Origin of the sequence: Pseudoxanthomonas sp. SGNA-20 (genome assembly GCF_003931635.1) — a bacterium.
Lineage (GTDB): Bacteria > Pseudomonadota > Gammaproteobacteria > Xanthomonadales > Xanthomonadaceae > Pseudoxanthomonas.
This window is the reverse complement of sequence record NZ_RRYK01000006.1, coordinates 153,116-176,778: the sequence shown is the minus strand read 5'-3', so window position 1 is coordinate 176,778 and position 23,663 is coordinate 153,116. Positions and strand designations below refer to the sequence as shown.

Annotated in this window: 25 protein-coding genes and 1 pseudogene; all 26 read right to left on the bottom strand. The window is 71.8% G+C overall.

Going from position 1 to position 23,663, the window contains the following annotated elements:
- Positions 1 to 1,532: MCP four helix bundle domain-containing protein (locus tag EIM48_RS11930; protein ID WP_148098706.1), on the bottom strand; the 1,532-nt coding region annotated here is incomplete at its 3' end.
- A gap of 73 nt (positions 1,533 to 1,605) precedes the next feature.
- A complete protein-coding gene (locus tag EIM48_RS11925) occupies positions 1,606 to 1,983 on the bottom strand; it encodes a hypothetical protein (RefSeq protein ID WP_125111741.1) in 378 nt (125 codons plus the stop codon).
- A gap of 79 nt (positions 1,984 to 2,062) precedes the next feature.
- The gene (locus EIM48_RS11920) at positions 2,063 to 2,536 is read right to left on the bottom strand and encodes a chemotaxis protein CheW (RefSeq protein WP_125111740.1); all 474 of its coding nucleotides are present in this window, start codon (positions 2,534 to 2,536) and stop codon (positions 2,063 to 2,065) included.
- A gap of 85 nt (positions 2,537 to 2,621) precedes the next feature.
- Positions 2,622 to 3,365 (bottom strand): flagellar brake protein, encoded by a 744-nt coding sequence (locus EIM48_RS11915; protein WP_233581688.1) that lies wholly within the window; start codon positions 3,363 to 3,365, stop codon positions 2,622 to 2,624.
- Between the two features lie 100 nt (positions 3,366 to 3,465).
- The gene (locus EIM48_RS11910) at positions 3,466 to 5,418 is read right to left on the bottom strand and encodes a chemotaxis protein CheA (RefSeq protein ID WP_125111738.1); all 1,953 of its coding nucleotides are present in this window, start codon (positions 5,416 to 5,418) and stop codon (positions 3,466 to 3,468) included.
- 43 nt (positions 5,419 to 5,461) lie between these two features.
- Complete coding sequence (locus EIM48_RS11905; RefSeq protein ID WP_026010741.1) at positions 5,462 to 5,827, bottom strand: response regulator; 366 nt, start codon at positions 5,825 to 5,827, stop codon at positions 5,462 to 5,464.
- Positions 5,824 to 6,132, bottom strand: coding sequence for an STAS domain-containing protein (locus tag EIM48_RS11900; protein ID WP_019399691.1), 309 nt, complete (start codon positions 6,130 to 6,132; stop codon positions 5,824 to 5,826). Before EIM48_RS11900 ends, EIM48_RS11905 begins: the two co-directional genes overlap by 4 nt.
- Before the next feature lie 53 nt (positions 6,133 to 6,185).
- Positions 6,186 to 6,737 (bottom strand): chemotaxis protein CheW, encoded by a 552-nt coding sequence (locus EIM48_RS15775; RefSeq protein ID WP_343202897.1) that lies wholly within the window; start codon positions 6,735 to 6,737, stop codon positions 6,186 to 6,188.
- 494 nt (positions 6,738 to 7,231) lie between these two features.
- On the bottom strand, positions 7,232 to 8,017 hold the full coding sequence (locus EIM48_RS11890; protein WP_019397889.1) for a ParA family protein: 786 nt from the start codon (positions 8,015 to 8,017) through the stop codon (positions 7,232 to 7,234).
- A 188-nt stretch (positions 8,018 to 8,205) separates the two neighbouring features.
- A pseudogene (gene motD, locus EIM48_RS11885) lies at positions 8,206 to 9,033 on the bottom strand (flagellar motor protein MotD); the annotation flags it as partial.
- Between the two features lie 13 nt (positions 9,034 to 9,046).
- Complete coding sequence (locus EIM48_RS11880; RefSeq protein ID WP_019397891.1) at positions 9,047 to 9,787, bottom strand: flagellar motor protein; 741 nt, start codon at positions 9,785 to 9,787, stop codon at positions 9,047 to 9,049.
- Positions 9,788 to 9,899: 112 nt separating this feature from the next.
- Positions 9,900 to 11,807, bottom strand: coding sequence for a chemotaxis protein CheA (locus EIM48_RS11875; protein WP_125111735.1), 1,908 nt, complete (start codon positions 11,805 to 11,807; stop codon positions 9,900 to 9,902).
- A 3-nt stretch (positions 11,808 to 11,810) separates the two neighbouring features.
- On the bottom strand, positions 11,811 to 12,440 hold the full coding sequence (locus EIM48_RS11870; RefSeq protein ID WP_019397897.1) for a protein phosphatase CheZ: 630 nt from the start codon (positions 12,438 to 12,440) through the stop codon (positions 11,811 to 11,813).
- The gene (cheY, locus tag EIM48_RS11865) at positions 12,437 to 12,829 is read right to left on the bottom strand and encodes a chemotaxis response regulator CheY (protein ID WP_019397898.1); all 393 of its coding nucleotides are present in this window, start codon (positions 12,827 to 12,829) and stop codon (positions 12,437 to 12,439) included. The genes EIM48_RS11870 and cheY overlap by 4 nt, the downstream gene beginning before the upstream one ends.
- Before the next feature lie 26 nt (positions 12,830 to 12,855).
- Entirely contained in the window at positions 12,856 to 13,596 is a 741-nt protein-coding gene (locus EIM48_RS11860) for an RNA polymerase sigma factor FliA (RefSeq protein ID WP_019397899.1), read from the bottom strand.
- Positions 13,593 to 14,426, bottom strand: a complete 834-nt coding sequence (locus EIM48_RS11855) for a P-loop NTPase (protein ID WP_019397900.1) — start codon at positions 14,424 to 14,426, stop codon at positions 13,593 to 13,595. Before EIM48_RS11855 ends, EIM48_RS11860 begins: the two co-directional genes overlap by 4 nt.
- 37 nt (positions 14,427 to 14,463) lie before the next feature.
- Complete coding sequence (flhF, locus tag EIM48_RS11850) at positions 14,464 to 15,822, bottom strand: flagellar biosynthesis protein FlhF (RefSeq protein ID WP_125111734.1); 1,359 nt, start codon at positions 15,820 to 15,822, stop codon at positions 14,464 to 14,466.
- Between the two features lie 171 nt (positions 15,823 to 15,993).
- The gene (flhA, locus tag EIM48_RS11845; RefSeq protein ID WP_125077144.1) at positions 15,994 to 18,039 is read right to left on the bottom strand and encodes a flagellar biosynthesis protein FlhA; all 2,046 of its coding nucleotides are present in this window, start codon (positions 18,037 to 18,039) and stop codon (positions 15,994 to 15,996) included.
- A 41-nt stretch (positions 18,040 to 18,080) separates the two neighbouring features.
- Entirely contained in the window at positions 18,081 to 19,217 is a 1,137-nt protein-coding gene (gene flhB, locus EIM48_RS11840) for a flagellar biosynthesis protein FlhB (RefSeq protein WP_019397615.1), read from the bottom strand.
- A 68-nt stretch (positions 19,218 to 19,285) separates the two neighbouring features.
- A complete protein-coding gene (gene fliR / locus EIM48_RS11835) occupies positions 19,286 to 20,080 on the bottom strand; it encodes a flagellar biosynthetic protein FliR (RefSeq protein ID WP_019397614.1) in 795 nt (264 codons plus the stop codon).
- Between the two features lie 15 nt (positions 20,081 to 20,095).
- A complete protein-coding gene (locus tag EIM48_RS11830; protein ID WP_125111733.1) occupies positions 20,096 to 20,365 on the bottom strand; it encodes a flagellar biosynthetic protein FliQ in 270 nt (89 codons plus the stop codon).
- A gap of 1 nt (position 20,366) precedes the next feature.
- Entirely contained in the window at positions 20,367 to 21,134 is a 768-nt protein-coding gene (fliP, locus tag EIM48_RS11825) for a flagellar type III secretion system pore protein FliP (RefSeq protein ID WP_125111732.1), read from the bottom strand.
- 1 nt (position 21,135) lies between these two features.
- A complete protein-coding gene (fliO, locus tag EIM48_RS11820) occupies positions 21,136 to 21,537 on the bottom strand; it encodes a flagellar biosynthetic protein FliO (protein ID WP_028915060.1) in 402 nt (133 codons plus the stop codon).
- Positions 21,538 to 21,539: 2 nt separating this feature from the next.
- Positions 21,540 to 21,872 (bottom strand): flagellar motor switch protein FliN, encoded by a 333-nt coding sequence (gene fliN, locus EIM48_RS11815; protein WP_019397610.1) that lies wholly within the window; start codon positions 21,870 to 21,872, stop codon positions 21,540 to 21,542.
- Positions 21,869 to 22,882 (bottom strand): flagellar motor switch protein FliM, encoded by a 1,014-nt coding sequence (fliM, locus tag EIM48_RS11810; protein WP_019397609.1) that lies wholly within the window; start codon positions 22,880 to 22,882, stop codon positions 21,869 to 21,871. The genes fliN and fliM overlap by 4 nt, the downstream gene beginning before the upstream one ends.
- A gap of 13 nt (positions 22,883 to 22,895) precedes the next feature.
- Entirely contained in the window at positions 22,896 to 23,414 is a 519-nt protein-coding gene (locus tag EIM48_RS11805; RefSeq protein WP_028915059.1) for a flagellar basal body-associated FliL family protein, read from the bottom strand.
- Between the last annotated feature and the right edge of the window lie 249 nt (positions 23,415 to 23,663).

Here is a 23,663-nt window from a genome sequence, read left to right as displayed (position 1 = left end):
TTGTTGCCGGAGGCGATCTCGGTGGCGCCGGCGTTGATCGCGGCCGAGGCGGCCTGGATGCGCGAGACGATGGAGGTCAGCTGGTCGACGGTGGCGTTGGCGTCGTCGCGCATGCGCGCGAACACGCCGTGGAACTGGCCCTCCATGCGCACCGTCAAGTCGCCCTGGGCCAGGGCGGTCAGCAGGCGCGAGACCTCGGCCAGGCTGATCGCGTTGGCGTCCAGCAGGCCGTTGAGCTGCACCGCCAGCTGCAGCAGGAAGCCCTGCTTGTCGCTGGTGTCGATGCGCCCGGACAGGTCGCCGGCCGCGGCCGCCTCGACCACGCGCGCCACCTCCTGCTCGACCCGGATCTCGGCGGTGCGGTCGCGCCACTCGCACACCATGCCGACGTACTTGCCTTCGGCGTCGAGGATGGTGGAGATGTTCTGCGCGAAGCAGGCATCGCCGTACTGCACCTCGCGGGCGGCACTGCCTTCGCGCTCCAGGCGGGCGACGAAGTCCTGCGCGATCTTGCCGCCGATCTCCAGGACCTCGACCGGCTGGCCGACCAGCGGCGCCTCCATGTCAAGGTGGGGCAGGGCGGCCGCGACCTGGTCCGCATGGCCTTCCAGCATCCGGGCCAGCGCCGGGTTGCGGTAGACGATGCGGTATTCCGGATCGGTGATCATCAGGCCGGTGGTGGAGGCTTCCAGCGCGGTACGGATGCGCAGGTTCTCCGCCGCGACCTTCTGGTCGCGCTCGGTGCGCTCGCGCAGGTCGTGCTGCATGCGCTGCATCGCGCGCATAAGGTCGGCGATCTCGTCCGAGCCCCGGATGTCGATGCGGCTGTCCAGCTTGCCGGTGGCGACGTCGTTGGCCACGGCCACGGCACCGCGCATCGCACCGGCCAGGTTGCGGGCGATGAAGAAGGCGATGGCCAGGCCACCGGCCACGCCCACCAGCAGCATCACCACGATGGTGGTCACCGAGGTCGCGTAGGCGGTGCCCGCGCTGGCCACGGACTGGTCGGCCTGGCGGTCGGTTTCCTGGATCAGCGCGGTGACGGCGGCGGTGGCGGCGTTGTGCAGGTCCGAGGTTTCGCCCAGGAAGGTGTCCAGGGCGTCGTCCGGCAGCTCCAGGTCGATCAGTTCGTTGACCGACTCGTAGGAGGCGCGGGCCTTGTGCCAGGAGGTGGTCAGCTCCTCCAGCAGCTTGCGCTCCTCGGCGGTCGCGGCGAGCTTGCCGTAGGCCGCCAGGGACTGGTCGATCTGCTCCGACAGCTTGGCGCTACGCTCGCGCGCGTCCAGCTTGACGGCTTCGCTGGCGCGCACCAGCCCGCGGTAGGCCGCGGTGCGGTACTCGCCCAGCAGGGCACGCAGCTCCGCCGCCACGGAGACGCTTTGCATGCTGCCCTGGGACAGGTTGGTGGTAGCCCGGTTGAGCGACGACAGCCCGTAGTAGGCGCCGACGCCCTGCGCGGCCAGCAATACCAGCACCACGCCAAAAGCCAGCATCAGTTTTGGCGTGAGCTTCAAGTTCTTGAGCCAATGCATGCAGCGTACTCCCCCGAATATTCGCGGCAATTGGGTGCGGGATGCCCGCGGGCATCCCGCCAGGTTTTTGTTGTTACTTCAGGTTGGCCAGCTTGATGTTGGCCGGCGAGGTCACCGCGATCTCGGCGCGGCTGGCGTCGCGCTGGACGGTGCCGATCACGCACACGTCGCGACCCTCCAGCTCCTCCGGAGTGGGCTTGAACTTGCCGCGCTGGTCGCCCGGGATGCGCGCGGAGAAGGTGTGGCGCGGGAACATGCCGCCCATGTACAGGAAGGTCGGCTCGCCCTCGGTGTTCTGGGCCCAGCGGGTCTTCTCGACCTTGCCGCAGACCATCACGTCCTTGCCGATGAAGCGCACGGCCTGCTCGGCGGGGACGGCTTCCTGGGCGAAGGCGGCGGGCGCCGCGGCCAGGGCGGCCATCAGGGACAAGGTCTTGGTCAAACGATTCATGGGGGCATACTCCAATGGCGGGAACGGAAAGGCGGGCCGCGCCCCGGGGGTCGCCCGGCGGCGGCCGTTTGCAGGGTTCTCAGGCAGCGGTGTCCAGGGCCTCGCCCAGGTCGGTGCTGTCCAGCAGGGTCTCGATGTCGAGCAGGATCAGCATGCGGTCGTCGAGCGTGCCGATGCCGCTGATGAAGCGGGTATCGACCGAGGCGCCGAACTCCGGGGTGGGGCGGATCTGCTCGGCGGCCAGCGGCACCACGTCGGACACGCTGTCGACCACGATGCCCACCACGCGGTCCTCGACGTTCAGCACGATCATCACGGTGAAGCTGTCGTAGCGCGCTTCCTTCAGGCGCAGCTTCAGGCGCAGGTCGATCACCGGCACGATGGTGCCGCGCAGGTTGATCACGCCCTTGATGTACTCCGGCGCGTCCGGGACGCGGGTGACCGAGTCGTAGCCCCGGATTTCCTGGACCTTGAGGATGTCGACGCCGTAGTTCTCCTCGCCCAGGGTGAAGGTGAGGAATTCGCCGGTAGAGGGGACCGGGGTGCTGCTCATTGTTTGCTCCTGCAGGGCATGTCGGCGCGATGCGCGCTGGCTTCCCGGGTTGAATCGGCCGTGGGCGGCGCAACTTTAGGGCCGGCTACACCACGCCCCGCTCGCGCGCCATGCGCTGGCGCTCGACCCGGAAGATGAACTGCAGGATCCGCTGCTCGGCGCTGGCCGGCAGGTCGGCGAAGCGGCAGCCGATCCGCACCGGGTGCCGCGCCAGCTGCTGGCGCCGCGATGTGTGCGCGACCTGCAGCCGCACCGGGATCGGGCGGCCGCCGTCGGGCAGTTCCAGGGTGCAGGCGTCCAGCTGCCCGCCCGGCGGGAAGCGCGCCTGGTCCTCCTCGCCGACGGCCAGGGCCACGCCGCCGCCACTGATGTCCACCACCCGGGCCTGCAGCGGCGCCTGGCCCTCGTGCCGCGGCGGCACCAGCACCGTGGCCACCGGCCCGGGGATCAGCTCCAGCCGGTACAGCTCGCGGCGCTGCAGCTGCAGTACCGAGGACGGCAGCGGCGCGGCGAAGGTCGCCGGTCCTTCGCCGGGGACGCGCTGCAGGCGCTGCAGGCGGAACTGGACCCGTACCCGGTCCAGCTGCGACACGCACAGCACCTGGTCGGCCGCCGCCATGCGCTGGTTGATCGCCTCCTGGCGATTGCCGTCCAGCAGCACGCCGTCCGGCCCGGCTTCCAGCAGCGCGGTGGGGCAGGACAGGCCGTCGGGCAGCAGGTGGGCGCTGATCAGGGCACGGCCGTCGACCAGCGCATGCAGCACGCGCAGCACTTCCCGCGGGTCGCGGAGCTGGTAGCGCTCCGCATCGGGCAGGTCGATGGGGGCCAAGCCTGGGTCGGTGGCAGCCGTCATCCCTTGGTGGTCGGGGCCTTGGATACCGGCCTTATCGGCCGCCGGCCGCGCGACTTGAGCGACGGCCGGCACCGCTTCAGGCGGCCTGCGGCAGCTGGCGCTGGCGGGCCAGGCCGCCGACGTCGACGATCAGGGCCACGCGGCCGTCGCCGAGGATGGTCGCGCCGGAGATGCCCGGCACGCGGCGGTAGTTCTTCTCCAGGTTCTTGACCACCACCTGCTGTTGGCCGACCAGTTCCTCGACCTGCAGCGCCAGCTTCTGGCCGTCGCCCTCGACCACCACCACCAGCGATTCGCCGGAGCCGTCGCCATAGCCGAAGGTGCCGGCCAGCGACAGCAGCGGCAGGTACTCGCCGCGCACGCGCAGCACCCGGCCTTCGCCGGCGACGGTGCGGATGTCGTCCGGCTCCGGCTGCAGCGCTTCCAGTACGTGGCTCAGCGGCAGGATCAGGATCTCGCCGCCGCTGGACACGACCATGCCGTCGAGGATGGCCAGGGTCAGCGGCAGGCGGATGACCACGCGGGTGCCGCGGCCCTCGGCGCTCTCCAGCTGCACCTCGCCGCCCAGGGCCTGGATGTTCTTGCGCACCACGTCCATGCCCACGCCGCGCCCGGACAGGTCGGTGACCTGGTCGGCGGTGGAGAAGCCGGGCTGGAAGATCAGGTCCCAGACCTGCGAATCGGTGGGGTTGTCCGGGATCGCCAGGCCGCGCTCGGCGGCCTTGGCCAGGATCTTGGCGCGGTTCAGGCCGCGGCCGTCGTCGGCGACCTCGATCACGATGTGCCCGCCCTGGTGCGAGGCGGCCAGGGTGATGGTGCCGGTCTCGTCCTTGCCGGCCGCCTTGCGCGCGTCCGGCAGTTCCAGGCCGTGGTCGATGGCGTTGCGCACCAGGTGCACCAGCGGGTCGGCGATCTTCTCGATCAGGCCCTTGTCCAGCTCGGTGCCTTCGCCGATGGTGCGCAGGCGCACGTGCTTGCCAAGGCGGCCGGACAGGTCGCGCACCAGGCGCGGGAAGCGGCGGAACACCGCATCCACCGGCAGCATGCGCACGCCGATCACCGCTTCCTGCAGGTCGCGGGTATTGCGCTCCAGCAGTTCCAGGCCGGCGAACAGGCGCTCGGCCTGGGCCGGGTCCATGCCGCCGCTGACCTGCTTGAGCATGGCCTGGGTGATCACCAGCTCGCCGACCAGGTTGATCAGGGCGTCGACCTTGTCGACGCTGACGCGGATGGAGGTCTCGGCCTCGTGCACGCCCGCGGCCGCCGGGGCGCCGGCGCCCGGGTGCGCGGCGGTCGGCGCGGCCTGGGCCGCGGGTGCAGCCGCGGCGGGCAGCTGCGGGCGGATGTCCAGCTCGCAGTCGTCCACCACCCAGGCGAACACGTCGTCGATCGCGCTGCGCGGGACCTTGCCGCGCAGGCCCAGGTCCCAGGCGATGCACGCTTCCAGCGGATCGAGCTGGGCGAATTCGGGCAGCTTCTCCAGGCGCGCGTTGACTTCCAGCGGGCCCAGGTGCTCCAGCTCGCGGATGATGCGCAGCGGGTCGTTGCCGCTCATGAACAGCGACGGCGCCGGGCTGAAGGCGATGTCCCAGCCTTCCGGCTCCGGCTCGGCGGCGGCCTTGGTCGCGGCCGCGGCGCCGGGCTGGCCCAGCTCCTGCTGCAGGCGCTGGTGCACGGCCTCGATCGCGGCGGTGTCGGCGGGGTGCCCGTGCTCGGCCTCGGCCAGCAGGGCGCGCAGCACGTCCACCGAGCCGAGCATGGCGTCGACCGCGCTGGAGGCGAGGGCGCGCTTGCCGCCGCGGATCTCGTCCAGCAGCGTCTCCAGCACGTGGGTCAGCGCGGCCATCTTCTCGAACCCGAACGTGGCCGCGCCGCCCTTGATGGAGTGGGCGGCGCGGAACACCGAGTTGATGACTTCGGGGTCGGTACTGCCGCTTTCCAGCGCCAGCAGGCCGGCCTCCATCGCGTCCAGGCCCTCGCGGCTTTCCTCGAAGTAGGTGGCGTGGAAGCGTTGCAGGTCCATGCTCATGGTGGCGCGCTCGAAACTTGGGGGTATGGCGGGTGGCCCGGGATCAGCCCAGGACCTTCTGCACGGTGGCGACCAGCTGCTCGGGGTTGAACGGCTTGACCAGCCAGCCGGTGGCGCCGGCGGCCTTGCCCTCGGCCTTCTTGTCCGCGGCCGACTCGGTGGTCAGCATCAGCAGTGGGGTGAACTTGTAGTCCGGCAGGGCGCGCAGGGCGCGGATCAGCGAGATGCCGTCCATGTTCGGCATGTTCACGTCGGTCACCACCGCGTTGAAACGCTGTCCCTGGGCGCGGTTGAGCGCGACCTGGCCGTCCTCGGCTTCCTCCACGGCGAACCCGGCCGAGGTCAGGGCGAACGAGACCATCTGGCGCATCGAGGCCGAATCGTCCACTACCAGAATGCGTGCGCTCATGCGGCGTTCTCCACTTCTTTCTTATTCAAGTCTTGTTGGTCGGTGAGCCCCAGCTGGCCGGACAGGCCCAGCAGGCGGGCGGCGTCGCGCAGGGCGTCGCTGCACCCGGACAGCTCGGTGCGGCGCCCCAGTTCGCGGCGGCTGCGGAAGAACGCGCACAGCACCTGCATGGCCGCGGTGTGCACGCGGCGCACGGCGGTGCCATCCAGGGCCAGTTCGCTGGCATCCAGGTGTGCCGAGAGGCGTTCCTTGAGCTCGGCGCTGGCCTCGATGCCGAGGTCCTCGCCCAGGGAAACGGTGTTCATCGTTTCTCCACGCAGTGGGGTCGGTCTGGATAGCGGCCGCCGCGGCGCAGGCTTTAGCGCCACGCGTCCGCGCCGGCCGGGGCCAGCAGGCAGGAGGCGTCCAGAAGCACCATCGGCTCGCCGCCGAGGCGGGCGATGCCGCGGAACAGGCCGTTGCCGGCCAGCCGCACCTGGGTGGTGCCGGGCGGCTCGACCTGGGACTGGCCGAGGGTGACCACGTCCTCGACCGCGGACACGCGCAGGCCCAGCACCTCGCCCTTTTCCTCGAGCACGACGAAGCGGGTGGCGGCGGTATCCGGTTGCGCGGGCTGGCCCAGGTGCATGCCCAGGTCCAGTACCGGCACGACCTGGCCGCGCAGGTTCATCACCCCGAGCATGGCCGGGACCGTGCCGCGCAGGGCCAGCAGCGGCACCGGCAGCACCACTTCCTGGACCTTGAGCAGTTCCAGGCCGTAGCGCTGGCTGCCGCAGCGCAGGCGCAGCCAGCGCGAGCTGTGCCCGGTGGGGTCGGCCGCGGTCGACTCATCCGCGGCGGCATGGGCCGCGCGCGGCGCGTGCGGGACCGGGGCCGGCGCGGGTGCCGGAGGCTGGGTGCGGCGGGCCACGGGAGCCGGCGCGGGTGGCGGCGGCACGGGCGCGGCGGCGGGAACCGGCGCAGGGGCCACGATGCGCGGCGCGGGAGCGGGCGCTGGGGCCGGAGCAGGGGCCACCATCGGAGCGGGCGCGGGAGCCGGGACCGCCGCCGGGCCGGGGGCGGGTTCTGCCGGGGCCGCCACTGCCGGGGCGGGCTCGACGGCGGCCGCCGCCGGGGCGGCTTCGGTGGCGTCAGCGGGCGCCGGGGTACCGGCCGCTCCATCGGGCCCGACCGCGGCCTCCGACGGAGCCTCGGCCAGGTCTGCCGCCGCATCAGCCACGGCAGCCGGAACGTCAGCCGGAACGTCAGCCGGGCGCTCGTCCATGACCGTAGCCTCCGCTCCAGGCGGCGGCGAGGGAGCCTGCGCATCGCCCGCAGGGGCCTGGGCGGCAGGCGCGGCCTCGCCGGCCGCAGGCTCGGGGGCCAGCAGTCCGTCCAGGTAGTCGTCCAGTGCCGCGACCCCGTTCATGCCGCCTGTTCCAGGGCCTGGGCATCGCTGGCCAGGATCCAGTCCAGCGCACGCCGGTAGGCGGACAGGGCACGCCCGGGATAGGCACCCTCGTCGGCAAACGGCTGCACCAGCAGTTCGGTATTGCACAGCCGGGTATCGACCGGGATCGCGTCATCCCACACGCGCTCGCCGTGTTCGTCCTGCATGCGCTTGAGTGCTTCCTGGCCGGCGCGGGTGCGGCGGTCGTACAGGGTCGGCAGCACCGACACCGGCAGCGGGCGCCGGCGCGAGCGCTCGACCATCTCCGCGGTGCGGCGCATGCCGGCCAGGCCGTGCAGCGCCAGCGGCTCGGCCTGGGTCGGGATGATCGCGCGGTCGGCCGCGGCCAGGGCGTTGATCATCAGCAGGCCCAGGGTCGGCGGGCAGTCCAGCAGCACGTAGTCGTGCTGGCCGGCATGGCGGGCCAGGGCCTGCGCCAGGGCCAGGCCGAGGCCGGGCTGGTTGGCGCTGCGCCGCTCCAGGGTGGCCAGGGCGGTCTGCGCGCACACGTAGTCCAGGCGCTCGACCGCGCTGGTCCGGGCGAGGCTCGCCAGCGGCCGCGGCGGCGTGGCGAACAGCTCCATCACGCCTTCCGGGGCCGGGTCGGCGGGCACGCCGAAGGTGCGGGTCAGGGACGAATGCGGGTCCAGGTCCACCAGCAGCACGCGGCTGCCGCGCGCGGCCAGGCCGCGGCCCAGGGCCAGGGTGGTGGTGGTCTTGCCCACGCCGCCTTTCTGGTTGGCGATCGCCCACACGCGCATCAGTCGGATCCTCCTGTGGTTCTTTCGGCTGCCGCGCCGGGCGCGGCAGCGGTGGCCGCCTGGCCGGGTGCCGCGCGCCCGGGCACCGGCTGGCTGGCTGCCACATCTGCTATCGGCACCTGCGCGCCGCTCTTGACCGCCACGCCTTCCTCCGCGCCGGGGTCCGCATCGCCGGCGGCGCCGGGCGCGGCCAGCACGATCAGGACCACGCGGCGGTTGCGGTTGCGGCCTTCCTCGGTGAGGTTGTCCGCACGCGGGCGGTGCTCGCCGTAGCCGACCATGGCCAGCCGCTCCGGGGCCACGCCCTGCGCCGAGAACAGGTGCACCACGCTGGCCGCGCGCGCCGCCGACAGCTCCCAGTTGGACGGGAACTGCACGGTGTTGATCGGGCGGTTGTCGGTATAGCCCTCCACCCGCACCGGGTTGGGGGTCTCGCGCAGCACGTCGGCCAGGCGGGTGAGCACCTCGCGCGCGGATGCGTCCAGCGCGGCCGAGCCGGTGTCGAACAGGATGTCGCTGTTGATCTCCACCTCCAGCCACAGCTCGGCGCGGCGGATGGTGATCAGGCGCGCGTCGACCAGCGGCGCCAGCGCCTCCTCCAGGCGCGTGGCGATGTTGCCGAGCTGGCGCTGGGCGCGCTGCACGGCGGCGCGGTCGGACACGTCCAGCGGCACGCCGGTGCGCATGTGCGAGGCCAGCGCCGGAAGCAGGGTGGGGTTGGGCGCGGGCGAGGGCGCAGACGGGCCGTGGCGGGCGCCGGACTTGATCGGCGAGGGCCGGTCGTAGTCCGAGCCCTGCAGCTGGAAGTTGCCGACCTGCACCGGGTTGATGGTGCGCGGCGCGCCGCCGAAGGCGGCGGTCAGGGCGTCGGCCAGCACCCGGTACTTGCCCTCGTTGAGGGTGGAGATCGCGTACATCACCACGAAGAACGCCAGCAGCAACGTCATCAGGTCGGCGTAGGGGATCGCCCAGGCCTCGTGGTTGCCGTGCTCCTCGTGCTTCTTCCTGCGCGCCATCGACGGCTCCGGGTCAGTGCAGGAAGCCGGCGAGCCTGGATTCGATGTTGCGCGGGTTCTCGCCCTGCGCGATCGCGATCAGGCCCTCGATGATCATCTCCCGCTCGCCGGTGCGGCGGCCGATGACCGCCTTGAGCTTGGAGGCGATCGGCAGGAAGAACAGGTTGGCCGAGGCGATGCCGTAGATGGTCGCGGTGAACGCGGCGGCGATGCCGTGGCCGAGCTTGGACGGATCGGCCAGGTTCTTCATCACCGCGATCAGCCCGAACACGGCGCCGACGATGCCCAGGGTCGGGGCGTAGATGCCCATGCCCTCGAACACCTTGGCAGCGGCCAGCTCCTGGTTCTCCTGGCTCTCCAGGTCGATCTCCAGCATGTGCCGGATCTGCTCCGGCTCCACGCCGTCGACCAGCATCTGCAGGCCCTTCTTCAGGAACGGGTCCTCCTGCTCGCCGACCTGCTGCTCCAGGCCCAGCAGGCCCTGGCGGCGGGCGATGTTGCTCCATTCCAGGATCTGCGCCATCAGCGCGGCGCGGTCGGCGGCCGGCGGGCGCAGCACCCAGCCGACGATGCCCAGGGCGCGCTTGAACACCGGCGGCGGGGTGTGCACGAAGATCGCGGCGAAGGTGCCGAGGATCACGATCACGAACGCGGCGGCCGACCACAGCGAACCGAGGCCGGCGCCCTTGAGGATGGCGCCGCCGATCAGCGCGACCAGGGCAAGGAGCAGACCGATGAGGCTGAGGATGTCCATATGTCGGGTTATCGGCGCACGTGGACTGGGACTTGAGCGGGAACGCCCGCCGGCATCGCCGCCGGCGCGCGGCTGCGCGGAACGGCGCACGCGCACGGCGTGCGCCGCGCGCTCACGGACTGCTGGCGCGCAGGCCGTCGACGTCCAGGATCAGCGCCAGGCGGCCGTCGCCGATCAGGGTCGCGCCGGCATAGCCGGGCAGGCCGCGCAGGGCCTTGGGCAGCGGCTTGATCACCACTTCCTCGCGGCCGCGCACCTGGTCGACGATCAGGCCGAAGCGGGCGTCGCCCATCTGCAGCACGACCACGGTCAGGGCGCCGTTGCCGGACAGCGGCTCCAGCCCCAGCCAGCGGCGGAGGTCCACCAGCGGCAGGGTATGGCTCTGGCGGTCCATCACCGGACGGCCGTCGAACCAGCCCAGCGCGGAGGGCTTGGCGTGCAGCACCTCCTGCACCCGCGCCAGCGGCAGGGCGTACACCGCCTCGCCGGCCTGCACCAGCAGGGTGGGCAGGATCGCCAGGGTCAGCGGGACGCGGATCAGGAAGCGGGTGCCGCGGCCGAGCTCGGACTGGATCTGGATCTGCCCGCCCAGCTCGCGGATGCGCGACTGCACCACGTCCATGCCCACGCCGCGGCCGGAGATGTCGGTGACCTGGGTCTTGGTGGAGAAGCCGGGCAGGAACACCAGCTGCAGGCATTCGTCCGCGCCCAGGCGTGCCGCGGCCTCCGGGTCGATCAGCCCCTTCTCGCGCGCCTTGGCGCGCAGGCGCTCCGGATCGATGCCGGCGCCGTCGTCCTGGACCTCGATGGTGACGTAGTCGCCTTCCTGCTGCGCGGCCAGGCGCAGCCGGCCCACGCGCGGCTTGCCGGAGGCCTCGCGCACTTCCGGCGCCTCCACGCCGTGGTCGATGCCGTTGCGCACCAGGTGCACCAGCGGATCGGCCAGGGCCTCGACCAGGTTGCGGTCCAGCTCGGTGTCGGCGCCAACCATCTCCAGTTCGACTTCCTTGGCCAGCGAGCGGGCGACGTCGCGCGCCACCTTCGGGAAGCGCGAGAACACCTTGCCCACCGGCTGCATGCGCGTGCGCATGACCGCCGACTGCAGGCGCGCGGTGGCCACGTCGAGGCTGGCCACGGCGCGGTCGAGTTCGTCGTCGCGCAGGCGCGCGCGCAGGGTCTTGAGCCGGTTGCGCGCCAGCACCAGCTCGCCGATCAGGTTGACGATCGCGTCCAGGCGGCGGGTGTCCACGCGCACGGTGTGCTCGGCCTCGCCCGCGGCGGCGGCGCGCGGGGGCGGGCTGGCCGGGCGCGGGGCGGCCGGCTTCGGCACGGGGTTGGGAGCGGGCGGCGGCGCAGCGGCCGCCGGTGCCGGGGCCGGCGCGGCGGCCGGCAGCGGCTTGGCCCCGGGCGGCGCCTTGCCGTGCAACTGGTCCAGCAGCGCCTCGAATTCGTCGTCGGTGATGGTGTCCGCAGCCGCGGTGGCCGGCGCGGGCGCGGCTGCGGGCTTGGCGCCGGGCGCGGCCTTGCCGTGCAGCTGGTCGAGCAGGGCCTCGAACTCGTAGTCGCTGATCAGGTCGTCGCCGCCGGCCGGCGCGGGCGCCGCCACGGGCTGCGGCGCGGCCTGCGGCTGCGGCGCGGGCGGCGCGACCAGGGCGAACTGCGCGATCAGCTCCGGCGGCGCGTGCTCCGGCTCGGTGCCGGCGGCGACCGCGTCGAGCATGGCCTGCAACCAGTCCAGCGAGCGCTGGGCGGCGTCGAAGTGCAGCGGGTCCAGTTCGGCGGTGCCGGAGCGGGCGGCGCCCAGGGTTTCCTCGGCGGCGTGGCACAGCTCGACCATCGGCTGGATGCCGAGGAAGCCGGCACCGCCCTTGAGGGTGTGGAAGCCGCGGAACACCGCATTGAGCTGCTCGCTGTCCTGGGGCGCGCGCTCCAGCTCCACCAGCTGCTCGCCGAGCCGGTCCAGGATCTCCTGGGCCTCGACGATGAAGTCCGCGGCGATTTCGGGCGTCACACCGCTCATGGCTTACAGCCCCAGTTCCGACAGCAGGGCGTCGGCGTCGTTCTGGCTGACCGCATGGGTGTCCAGCCCGGCCACCGCGGGGCCCGCCAGCGCGGGCTCGCGCGGCTCGGCGCGCGGCGGCAGGCCCAGTTCGCCGAAGCCTTCGTGGACGCGGCGCACGATCCCGGCGACGCGGCGGATGATCTGCCCGGTCAGGTCCTGGTAGCTCTGGGTCAGGGCGATCTCGGTGAGGTTGCGGCGGATGCGGTCCAGCACCTGGTCCTGGCCGTCGGTCACGCCTTCGGCGCGCAGGCCCTCGACCAGGGCGCGGCATTCGTCGGCCAGGTCCAGGGTGCGGTGGGTGGCCTGCTCGGTCATGCCGATGACGTGGTCCAGGCGCGCGCAGGCGTCGTCCAGTTCGACCCCCTCCACGCCATGGTCGTCGGCGCCGGGGACCTCCGGCAGTTCGCCCAGGGCCTGGCTCAGTTCGCGCGCCAGCCGGCCGAGGCCCTGCACGAGCGGACGGGTGCGGGCGGCGGCCAGGGCGTCGATCTCGGCGCGCAGTGCGCTTTCGTCGCCGCGGTCCAGGGCTTCCAGGGCGTCGTGCAGGCGCTGGACCAGCGCCGCACGCTCGGGGGATGCGGTGGTGCTCATGCCGTCGCCGCCAGCCGTTCGAAGATCTTGTTGAGCTTCTCCTCGAGGGTCTGCGCGGTGAACGGCTTGATGATGTAGCCGTTCACGCCGTTCTGCGCGGCCTCCAGGATCTGCTCGCGCTTGGCCTCGGCGGTGACCATCAGCACCGGCAGGGTCTTGAGCTTGGGGTCGGCGCGGATGCTGCGCAGCAGCTCGATGCCGGTCATGCCCGGCATGTTCCAGTCGGTGATGACGAAGTCGAACGGCTGCGCGCGCAGGGCCGCCAGCGCGGTGTGGCCGTCGTCGGCCTCGGCGGTGTTGCTGTAGCCCAGATCGTTGAGCAGGTTCTTGACGATGCGTCGCATCGTCGAGAAGTCGTCCACGATCAGGATCCGCATGTTCTTGTTCACTTCGTGCTCCGTTTGGCGTTGCGTGCTCAGTCGTCGTCCAGACCGGCATCACGTGATTCGTACTGGGACAGGCGGCCGCGCAGGCGCAGCACGGCCTGGCCGTGGATCTGGCACACCCGGGACTCGCTGACCCCGAGCACCGCGCCGATCTCCTTCAGGTTCAGCTCCTGCTCGTAGTACAGCGACAGCACCAGCTGTTCGCGCTCGGGCAGGTTGGAGATGGCCGCCGCCAGCTCGCGGCCGAAATCGCTGCGCTCCAGCAGCTGCTGCGGGGTGGGGCTGTTGCTGTTGACCTGCACGTCGCCGTGGTCCTCCACGTGCGAGTCCAGGCTCAGCACCTGGCCGCGAGAGGCGTCCTCCAGCAGGCGCAGGTACTCCGGCAGTGGCATGTCCAGCTTGGCCGCCACTTCCTGCGGCGCGGCGGCGCGGCCGGTGGCCTGCTCGATCTCGCGCACCGCGGCGGCGGCGTCGCGGGCGCGGCGGTGCACCGAGCGCGGCACCCAGTCGCCGCGCCGGATCTCGTCGATCATCGCGCCGCGGATGCGGATCGAGGCGTAGGTCTCGAACGAGGCGCCCTGGTCGGGGTCGTAGCTGCGGCTGGCCTCAATCAGGCCGATCATGCCGGCCTGGATCAGGTCGTCGACCTCGACGCTGGCCGGCAGGCGCGCCGCCAGGTGGTGGGCGATGCGCCGCACCAGGTCGGCATGCCGGGTGATGGCGTCGTCGTTGCTGCCGCGCACGGCGCGGTATTCGGCCACGGCATTCATGCGACCGCGCCTTGCCGGATCATCCGGTCGACGAAGAACTCGATGTTGCCGCGCGGGGCGGTCGGCGCCTGCCAGCGCGCCGCGCGGCGGGCGATCTCGGCGATGGCGCGGGCCGAGGGGCTGGCCGGGTAGGCGGTGGCGACGGCCTGCTGGCGCTGCACCGCCATGCGCAGCCAGTCGCACTGGGGCACCGCGCCGAGGAAGTTCAGAGAGACGTCGCCGAGGAAGCGCTCGCATACCCGCGACAGCTTGTCGTACAGGCCGCGGCCCTCGGCCGGGCTGCGCACCATGTTGGCCACCACCTGGACCCGGTCCACGCCGCGCTCGCGGGACAGGACCTTGATCAGGGCGTAGGCGTCGGTGATCGAGGCCGGCTCGTCGCAGACCACCACCACCGCGTCCTGGGCGGCCTGGCAGAAGGTCAGCACGCTGTCGGTGATGCCGGCGGCAGTGTCTACAACCAGAATGTCAAGATCACGCTGCAGGTCATTGAAAACATTGACAAGTCCCACGTGCTGGGCTGGCTGCAGTTCGGCCATGTGCCGGCGCCCGGAGGCGGCCGGCACCACCAGCATGCCGTTGGGGCCTTCCAGGATCACGTCCTCCAGCTCGCAGCGGCCGGCGACCAGGTCGGCCAGGGTGTGCTGCGGGGACAGGCCCAGCAGCACGTCGACGTTGGCCAGGCCCAGGTCGGCGTCCAGCAGCAGGGTGCGCTTGCCCAGCGCCGCCAGCGAGGCGGCCAGGTTGACCGACAGGTTGGTCTTGCCCACGCCACCCTTGCCGCCGGTGATGGCGATGCTGCGGACGGGGGCGAGCGGTGCGTGGTTCATCGTCGGGCGGAAGGGGCTCGGGGTTGCGGGGCGGGACTCAGGCGACGGCATGGTCGGCCTCCGGGATGTTCGGCTTATCGGCAGCCCGGCGCAGATCTTCAAGGCGAAGCACCAGGCTGGCGGCATTGGCCCGGTGCAGGTCCTCCGGGACCCGCTGGCCGTCGGTCACCCAGGTCAGCGGCAGCTGGTGGTCCACGACCACCGACAACGCGCTGCCCAGGCGCCCGGTCTCGTCGACCTTGGTCAGGACCACGCCCTGCGGGCGGGCCGGGCCGAAGCGGCGCACGACCTCGTCCAGGTCGGCGAAGTGGGAGTTGGCCGGCAGCACCAGCAGGGTGCTGACGTTGCGTGCGGCGCGCAGCCAGTTGAGCTGGTTGGCCAGGGCGCGGTCGCGCTGGCCGAGGCCGGCGGTGTCCACCAGCACCAGGCGGTAGTCCTGCAGGCGCTGCAGCAGCTGGATCAGGGCCGCGTCGCTGTCGGCCTCGTGCACCGCGATGCCCAGCTGGCGGCCGTAGCCGTACAGCTGCTCGCGACCGCCGATGCGGGAGGTGTCGGTGGTGACCAGGGCGATGTCGCGCGGGCCGTGCTCGGCCACGAAGCGGGCGGCCAGCTTGGCGATGGTGGTGGTCTTGCCGGCGCCGGTGGGGCCGACCAGGGCGATCACGCCGCCGGCCTCCAGCGGGTCCACCGGGCACACCGGCAGGCGCCGCGAGATCAGGCCCAGCATCAGGCCGCGGCCGCGGTGCATCGGGGTGTCGGCCGGCAGTTCCAGGACGATGTCGCGGGTGATCCCGGCGTCGAAGCCGTAGTCCTCCATCAGTTCCATCGCCGCCAGCCGCACCGGCGAGCCGCGCAGGCGCTCGTCGGTCAGGCGGTGCATCTCGCGCTCGATCATGGCGCGCATCTGCGCCAGTTCCTCGCGCATGGCGCGCAGCTGCTCGTCGTCGGCCGGCGCCACCGGGGCCGGCACCGCGGCCAGGGTCGGGGCCGGACTGGCGGCCGGGGGCGCCGGTTCCGGGGCGGGCGCAGGCGCCGCGGGGGCGGGACCGGCCGGGGCGGCAGGATGCGCCATGACCACCTCCGGCGGCAGCACCGAGACCGCGCGCGCGGTCGGGGTGGCCAGGGCCGCGGCCATGGCGGCGGCGAAGTCGTGCGGGGCAGGGGCAGGGGCGGCGGCCGGCGTCGGGGCCGCGGGCGCGGGCACCGGTTCACTGGCGCGCTGGGCCTCGATCAGGGCCCGCTGCACCGCGTCCTCGTCGTAGTTGCTGGCCGCGACGATCTCCACCCCTTCCTCGGTGCGGCGGTTGGAGAGGATCACGGCATCCGGTCCGTGCTCGGCGCGGACCATCCGCAGCGCGGTACGCATGTCGGCGGCAACGAAACGCTTGATTTTCATGGTTAGGGGCCGTGATTGGTGATTGGTGATTGGTGATTGGAAGAAGCAGATGCCGGGCCTCCGCGGCCTGTCCGTATCCGTGTTCTTGTTGCCTTGTTCATCCCACTTCCTTCCCAGTCCGCCGCGATCCGCTTTTTCCAATCACGAACCACGAATCCCCAATCACGGCTTTCAGTTGATTGTTCCGACCAGCTTCAGCCGCTTGTCCTCCGGTACCTCGGTGTAGGCCAGCACCGACAGCGACGGCACGCTGTGGCGTACCAGCCGCGCCAGCGAGGCGCGCACGGTGGCCGGTACCAGGACCACCGCCGGTTCGCCCTTCGCCTCCTGCCGCCCGGCGCACTCGGCCAGGCTTTGCTGCAGGCGTTCGGCCAACCCGGGCTCCAGCGCCGCGGCGCCGTTGCCCTGCGCGGACTCCTGCAAGACCCGTTCCAGAGGCGCGGCCAGGGTGAACACCGGCAGCTCCGGCGAGGCGCCGGCGATCTCCTGGACGATGAAGCGGCCCAGGCTGTTGCGGACCGCGGCGGTGAGCACGGCCGGGTCCTGGCTGTAGGCGCCGTGCTCGAGCAGGGCCTCGGCGATCTTGCGCAGCTGGCGCACCGGGATCCGCTCCACCAGCAGGTTCTGCAGCACCCGTGCCACCACCGACAGCGGCAGGGTCTTGGGCACCAGGTCCTCGGCCAGCTTCGGCGCGCTGCGGGCGAGGGTGGCCAGCAGCTGCTGCACCTCCTCGTGCCCCAGCAGCTCCGGGGCGTGCTCGCGCACCAGGTGGGACAGGTGGGTGGCGACCACGGTGGCCGGGTCGACCACGGTGTAGCCCAGGGCCTCGGCCTGGGCGCGCTGGTGCGGGTGGATCCACACCGCGTCCAGGCCGAACGCCGGGTCCTTGCCCTTGATGCCGTCGATCGGGCCAAGCGCGCCGCCCGGGTCCAGGGCCAGTTCGCGGTCCGGCTGGATCTCGGCGGTGGCTACCGGCACGCCGTGTACCAGCAGGCGGTACTGGTTGGCCTGCAGCTCCAGGTTGTCGCGGATGTGCACCGGCGGGATCAGGAAGCCGATCTCGTGGGTGAGCTTGCGGCGCACGCCCTTGATCCGCGCCATCAGCTCGCCGCCCTGGGTCTTGTCCACCAGCGGGATCAGGCGGTAGCCGACCTCCAGGCCCAGCGGATCGACCGGGCGCAGCTCGTCCCAGTCCAGCTCGCCGGCCGCCTGGCCCGGGGCGGCCGCCGGCCCGGCGGCCTCGGCCCGCGCCGCCGCGGATTCCTCCTGCTGCTTGCGCTGCCACAGCTTCCAGGCAGCAAAGCCGAGCACCGCGCCCAGCGTCAGAAAAGCGACGTTGGGCATGCCCGGCACCAGGCCCACCGTCACCAGGATGGCCGAGGCCACGCCCAGGGCGCGGTACTGGCCGAAGGCCTGGCCGACCACCGCCTGGCCCATGTCCTGGGCGCGCGAGGCGCGGGTCACCAGCATGGCCACGGCCGAGGACACCAGCAGCGCCGGCAGCTGCGCCACCAGGCCGTCGCCGATCGACAGCAGGGTGTAGGTCGAGGCGGCGTCGGCGGCGGCCATGCCGTGCTGGAACATGCCCACGGCGAAGCCGCCCAGCAGGTTGATGAACAGGATCAGGATGCCGGCGACGGCGTCGCCGCGGATGAACTTGCTGGCGCCGTCCATCGCGCCGTAGAAGTCGGCCTCCTCGCGGACCTCGTCGCGGCGGGCCTTGGCCTCCTCGCGGGTGATCAGGCCGGCATTGAGGTCGGCGTCGATCGCCATCTGCTTGCCGGGCATGGCGTCGAGGATGAAGCGCGCGGTCACCTCGGAGATGCGCCCGGAGCCCTTGGTGATGACCACGAAGTTGATGATGGTCAGGATCGCGAACACCACGATGCCGACCGCGTAGTTGCCGCCGACCACGAACTCGCCGAAGGCGGCGATCACCTTGCCGGCGGCGTCGCCGCCGGCCTGGCCGTGCAGCAGGATCACGCGGGTGGACGCCACGTTCAGCGCCAGCCGCAGCATGGTGGTGGTCAGCAGGATGACCGGGAAGATGGTGAAGTCCAGCGGCCGCTGCACGTAGACCACGGCCAGCAGCACCACCAGCGAGATGGCGATGTTGAAGCTGAAGAGGGCATCCAGCAGCAGCGGCGGCAGCGGCACCACCACCATGGCGAGCAGGGCCAGCACCAACAGTGGCGCGCCGATGCCATTGCGGGCCATTTCCAGCAGGCGGCGGGACAGCGGCTGGGAAGCGGTCGCGCTCACTTGCCGTCATCCTCCGGGAATTCCCTGACCTCGACCGTGCCCAGCTGCGGCGCGCGCCCGGTACCGGGGCGCCAGGCGCGCAGCTGGTACACGTAGGACAGGACCTGGGCCACGGCGGCGTACAGTCTCACGGGGATCTCCTTGTCGAGCTCACCCTCGCGATACAAGGCGCGTGCCAGAGGCGGCGCGGACACGATCGCCACGCGGTGGGCGTCGGCCACCTCGCGGATCCGCATCGCCAGCTCGTCCACGCCCTTGGCCACCACCTTCGGCGCGCGCATGCTGCCGCCGTCGTACTTCAGGGCCACCGCGTAGTGGGTCGGGTTGACCACCACCACGTCGGCGGTCGGCACCGCCTCCATCATCCGGCGCTGCGACATCTGGAACTGCATCTGCCGGATCTTGCCCTTGACCTGCGGGTTGCCGTCGGCCTCCTTCATTTCTTCGCGCACTTCCTGGCGCGTCATCTTCAGCTTGCGGAGCCGGTTCCACTTCTGGTACGGCGCATCGGCCAGGGCCAGCAGCAGCAGCGCCACCGCGGCGGCGCCCAGCAGGCGGCCGGCGAAGTACAGGCCGGTGCGCGCGGCGTCCTCCAGCGACTGCCCGGGCATGGCGCGCAGCACGTCGAAGCCGTGCACCAGCACCAGGCCGCAGGCGGTGCCCAGCAACGCCACGCGCAGCAGCGACTTGGCCAGTTCCACCAGGCCGTCGCTGCTGACCATGCGCTGCAGCCCGGCCAGGGGGTTGAGGCGCTCGGGCTTGGGCGCCAGTGCCTTGAGGTTGAACTGCAGGCTGCCCATCAGCACCGGCGCGACCAGGCAGGCCAGCAGCGCCACGCCCAGCAGCGGCAGCACCACCGCGAACAGCTTCAGCAGCAGCATGCCCATGTGCCCGAACAGCAGGGACGGGTCCTCCAGCATCCCCAGGTCGGGCGCCAGCGCGTTGCGCATCCAGCCGGCCGCGCCGCGCGCGAACATTGGACCGCCGGCGATCACCGCCACCACGCCGGCGCCGAACAGCGCCGCGTTGCCCAGTTCGCGCGAACGCGGGACGTTGCCTTCCTCGGCCGCCTTCTGCAGGCGTCTGCCGGTTGGCTGTTCGGTTTTTTCCTGGCCGTCCTCGTTCTCGGCCATGCCGGTCTCCGGCGCCGGAAGGGGGCCGGCGCGGGGCGGTCAGTGCAAGTTCCGTTCCAGGCGCCGGCTCAGGGCGCGGGGACGGCCATGCCGGCGTCGAACGCGGTGTCGAACAGCGCCTGCACCGGGCGCGCGATCTCGCCGGCCAGCAGCGACAGCAACAGCATGCCGGTCAGCACCGCCACCGGCAGGCCCAGCTGCACCGGATGCAGCGAAGGCGCGGCCTTGGCCAGCACGCCGAAGGTGAGGTTGGTGGCCAGCATCGCCATCATCAGCGGCAGGGCCAGGCCCAGGCCGCCGCGCAGCACCGCCGGGAACAGCTGCACCGGCACCGACAGCCCGGCCGCGGCATCGGTCCAGCCGGCGCCGATCGGCAGGGCCTGGTAGCTGCGCACCAGCATCGCGACCATGGCCAGGTGTCCGTCGCTGGCGAAGAACAGCAGGCCGAAGGCGAGGTAGAACCACTGCGCGACCACGCCGGAACTGGTGCCGCGCAGCGGGTCGTTCATCTGCGCGAACGCCAGGCCCATGCCCTGGGACACGATCTCGCCGGCGAACGCCCCGGCCTCGAACATCAGGCGCAGGCAGAAGCCCATGGCCACGCCCACCGCCAGTTCCCGGGCCACGCCCAGCACGCTGGCCGCGTCCAGGCCGGCGAACTCCGGCACCGGCGGCAGCATCGGCGCCAGCGCCATGGCCAGGGCGCCGGCCACCAGCACCCGCACCCGCACCGGTACCGCGCGGGTGCCGATCAGCGGCATCGCCATCAACATCGCCCCGGTGCGCAGCATGGTCCACATGACCGTGCCGATCATGCCGAAGGCCTGCTGGCCGTCGACCACCATCTGGGTTGCCGGATCCACCGCGCGCTCCCGTCCTCAGCCGATCAGGTGGGGGATGCGCTGGAACAGCGTGGTGGTGTAGTCGACCAGGTAGGCCAGCAGGAAGCTGCCCAGCGCGAACAGCGCCGCGGTCATGGCCACGGCCTTGGAGATGAAGGCGATGGTCGGCTCGTTGATCTGGGTGGCGGCCTGGACGATGCCGACCAGCACGCCCACCACCAGCATGGTGACCAGCAGCGGGCCGCCCACCCACAGGGCCACCTCGAGGGCGCGGCGCAGTTCGGTCAGGGCCAGTTCCGGGCTCATCTCAGACCCCGTTGAAGCTGGCCGCCAGGGTGCCGACGGTCAGCACCCAGCCGTCCACCAGCACGAACAGCAGGATCTTGAACGGCGCGGAGATCAGCATCGGCGAGAGCATCATCATGCCCATCGACATCAGCACGCTGGCCACCACCAGGTCGATCACCACGAACGGGATGAAGATCAGGAAGCCGATCTCGAACGCGGTCTTCAGCTCGGAGGTGACGAACGAGGCCGCCAGCACCGGGAACGGCACCGCGTCCGGGCCGTTGTAGGTGTCATGCCCGGCCAGGCCGGCGAAGGTCATCAGGTCGGTCTCGCGCACCTGGGCCAGCATGAACGCGCGCAGCGGCGCGGTGCCCAGGTCCCAGGCGCTGCGGAAGTCGATGTCGCCGTTGAGGTAGGGGCCGAAGCCGGCGTCCCAGGCCTTCTGCCACACCGGCATCATGACCATCGCGGTCAGGAACAGCGACAGCCCCACCAGGATCTGGTTGGAAGGGGTCTGGCCGGTGCCCAGCGCCTGCCGCAGCAGCGCCAGCACGATGATGATCCGGGTGAAGCAGGTCATCACCAGCAGCAGCGACGGCAGCAGGGTGATGCCGGTCATCAGCAGCAGGGTCTGCAGCGGCACGCTCACCGGGGCGTCGCCGATGCGGCCCACGGTCACGTTCGGCAGGGATGGCACCTGCGGCGCCGCCGGCGCGGCGGCGGCCAGCAGCGGCAGGCAGGCCAGCACCAGCACCACGACGGTCAGGAGCAGGCGGCGGGAGTTCATGTCAGCGGGTCCGGCGCAGCCGCTGCGACAGCAGCTGGGCGAAGTTGGGGAGTTCCTTGAGGTTGGGCAGGCGCGGCGCCTCGGGCGCGGGCAGCGGCTCGGGCAGCTCGTGCAGCAGGGTCACGCCGCCCGGGGAGACGCCCAGCAGCAGCTGGCGGCCGCCGACCTCCACCACCACCGCGCGCTCCTTGGTGCCCAGGTGCAGCGAGGCGACCACGCGCAGGCCGTCGGCGGGACGGAAGCCGGAGCCGGGCATGCGCTTGAGCAGCCAGGCCAGGCCGACGATCAGGCCCAGCACCAGCAGCAGGGCGAAGAACGCGCCGAACAGGCCCGGGCCCTGGGCCTGCGCCGCCGGCCGCGCGGCCTGCGCGGCGGGGGCGGCGGCCAGCAGCAGCGGCAGGATGCTCAACGCAGCCTCCGGATCCGCTCGCTGGGGCTGACCACGTCGGTCAGGCGCACGCCGAAGCGGTCGTTGATCACCACCACCTCGCCGTGGGCGATCAGGGTGCCGTTGACGTACACGTCCAGCGGTTCGCCGGCGCCGCGTTCCAGCTCGATCACCGAGCCCTGGTTGAGCTGCAGCAGGTTGCGGATCGGCATGCGGGTGCGGCCGACCTCCAGCGACAGGGTCACCGGCACGTCGAGGATGACGTCCAGGTTCAGGTCGCTGGCGCCCTGGACGGGCTCGGACTGCAGCGCGTCGAATTGCGCGGTCGCGGCAGGGGCTTCGGTGCTCATGCGGGCATTTCCTCGGGGGCGGCCTGGCGCGGCTTTTCGGCGCCGGGCGGGTGGGTCTGGACGATCTTCACCGCGTTCCTGCCGTTGGACAGGCCGAACTGGCCGGTGAACACCGGGATGTTCTCCACGCACACCGGGACGGTGGTGGACAGCTCGATCGGCAGCACGTCGCCGACCTTCAGCTGGGTGAGCTGGCGCAGGTCGATGCGCTTCTCCGCCAGCACGCTGGAGATGGTCACCTCGGCCAGCTGCAGCTGCTCGCGCAGGGTGGCGTTCCAGCTCTCGTCGCGGTCGATGCGGTCGCTCTGGATGCCGGCGTCGAGCAGCTCGCGGATCGGCTCGAGCATGGAATAGGGCAGGGTGACGTGGATCTCGCCGCCGCCGCCGTCCAGCTCGACGTGGAAGCGGCTGACCACCACGTACTCGCGCGGGGTGACGATGTTGGCGAAGTGCGGGTTGATCTCGGAGTTGATGTACTCGAACTCCACGTCCATCACCGGTGCCCAGGCCTCGACCAGGTCGGTGAAGGTCTGGCGCAGCATCAGCTGGATCACCCGCATCTCGGTGACGGTGAACTCGCGGCCCTCGATCCGGGTCGGGTAGCGCCCGTCGCCGCCGAAGAAATTGTCCACCACGGTGAACACCAGCTTGGGCTCGAACACGATCAGGCCCATGCCGCGCAGCGGCTTGAAGCGCACCAGGTTGAGGTTGGTCGGCACGTACAGCGAGTGCATGTACTCGCCGAACTTGATCAGGTCGATGCCGCGCACGGAGATGTCGGCCGAGCGCCGGATCAGGTTGAACAGGCCGATGCGCCACAGGCGCACGAAGCGCTCGTTGACCATCTCCAGGGTGGGCATGCGCCCGCGGATGATGCGGTCCTGGCTGGCGAAGTCGTACGGCCGCGCGGTGCCCGGGTCCGGCTCCGGCTCGGTGTTGACCGCGCCGGAATCCACGCCGTGCAGCAGGGCGTCGATCTCGTCCTGTGAGAGCAGGTCGTTGATGGTCATGGGCGCGCGCGGCTCACTGGGTCACGAAGCTGGTGAACAGCAGGGCTTCGGCGCAGGGCTTGCCGGTCTCGGCGCGCATCAGCTTGCGCACCTCGGCCAGGGCCTCGGCCTGCAGCGCTTCCTTGCCGGCGCGGTCGGCGATGCCCTCGGCGGTCTGCTGCGCCAGCAGCATCAGCAGGCGGGCGCGGATCGCCGGGGCGTGGCGTTCCAGCTCCGCCAGCTCGTTGTTGTCGCGGGTCATCAGCTGGATCTCCACCTGCAGGTACTTCGGGCCCTCGATGCCGCCGTTGAGGTTGACCACGAACGGCGGCTCCAGCGCCAGGTACTGGGCCGGGGCCGGCAGGCGCGGCTTGGCCGCCTCGGCGGCGGCCTGCTCGGCGGCCTTGGCGCGCTGGGAGCTCCAGTACCAACCGCCGCCGGCGCCGCAGGCCACCAGCACCGCGACCAGGGTGATGACCAGGGGCAGCTTGCCGCCGTCGCGGGGAGTACTGTTCGGCGAGTTGCGGGGGGTCCTGTCGGCTGCGGTGGCCACGCGTCGATCTCCTGTGGTTTGCGGCAAGGCCTATGCAAGCGGCGTGCCGCAAGCGCGGCGACGGTTTGACGACGAGCGGCGGCGGAGCCGGCGAAGGTCCGGCGCGTGGCCGCACGGCCGGCATGGCCGGGGCCTGGCGATCGGGATTGCGACAGGCACCTGCGCCCCGGCCGCGGACGCGGCCAGGGCGGGGCAGCAAACACGCACCATCGAAGCAGCGCGGCGGACCAGGTCCGGGGACAGCGGTGC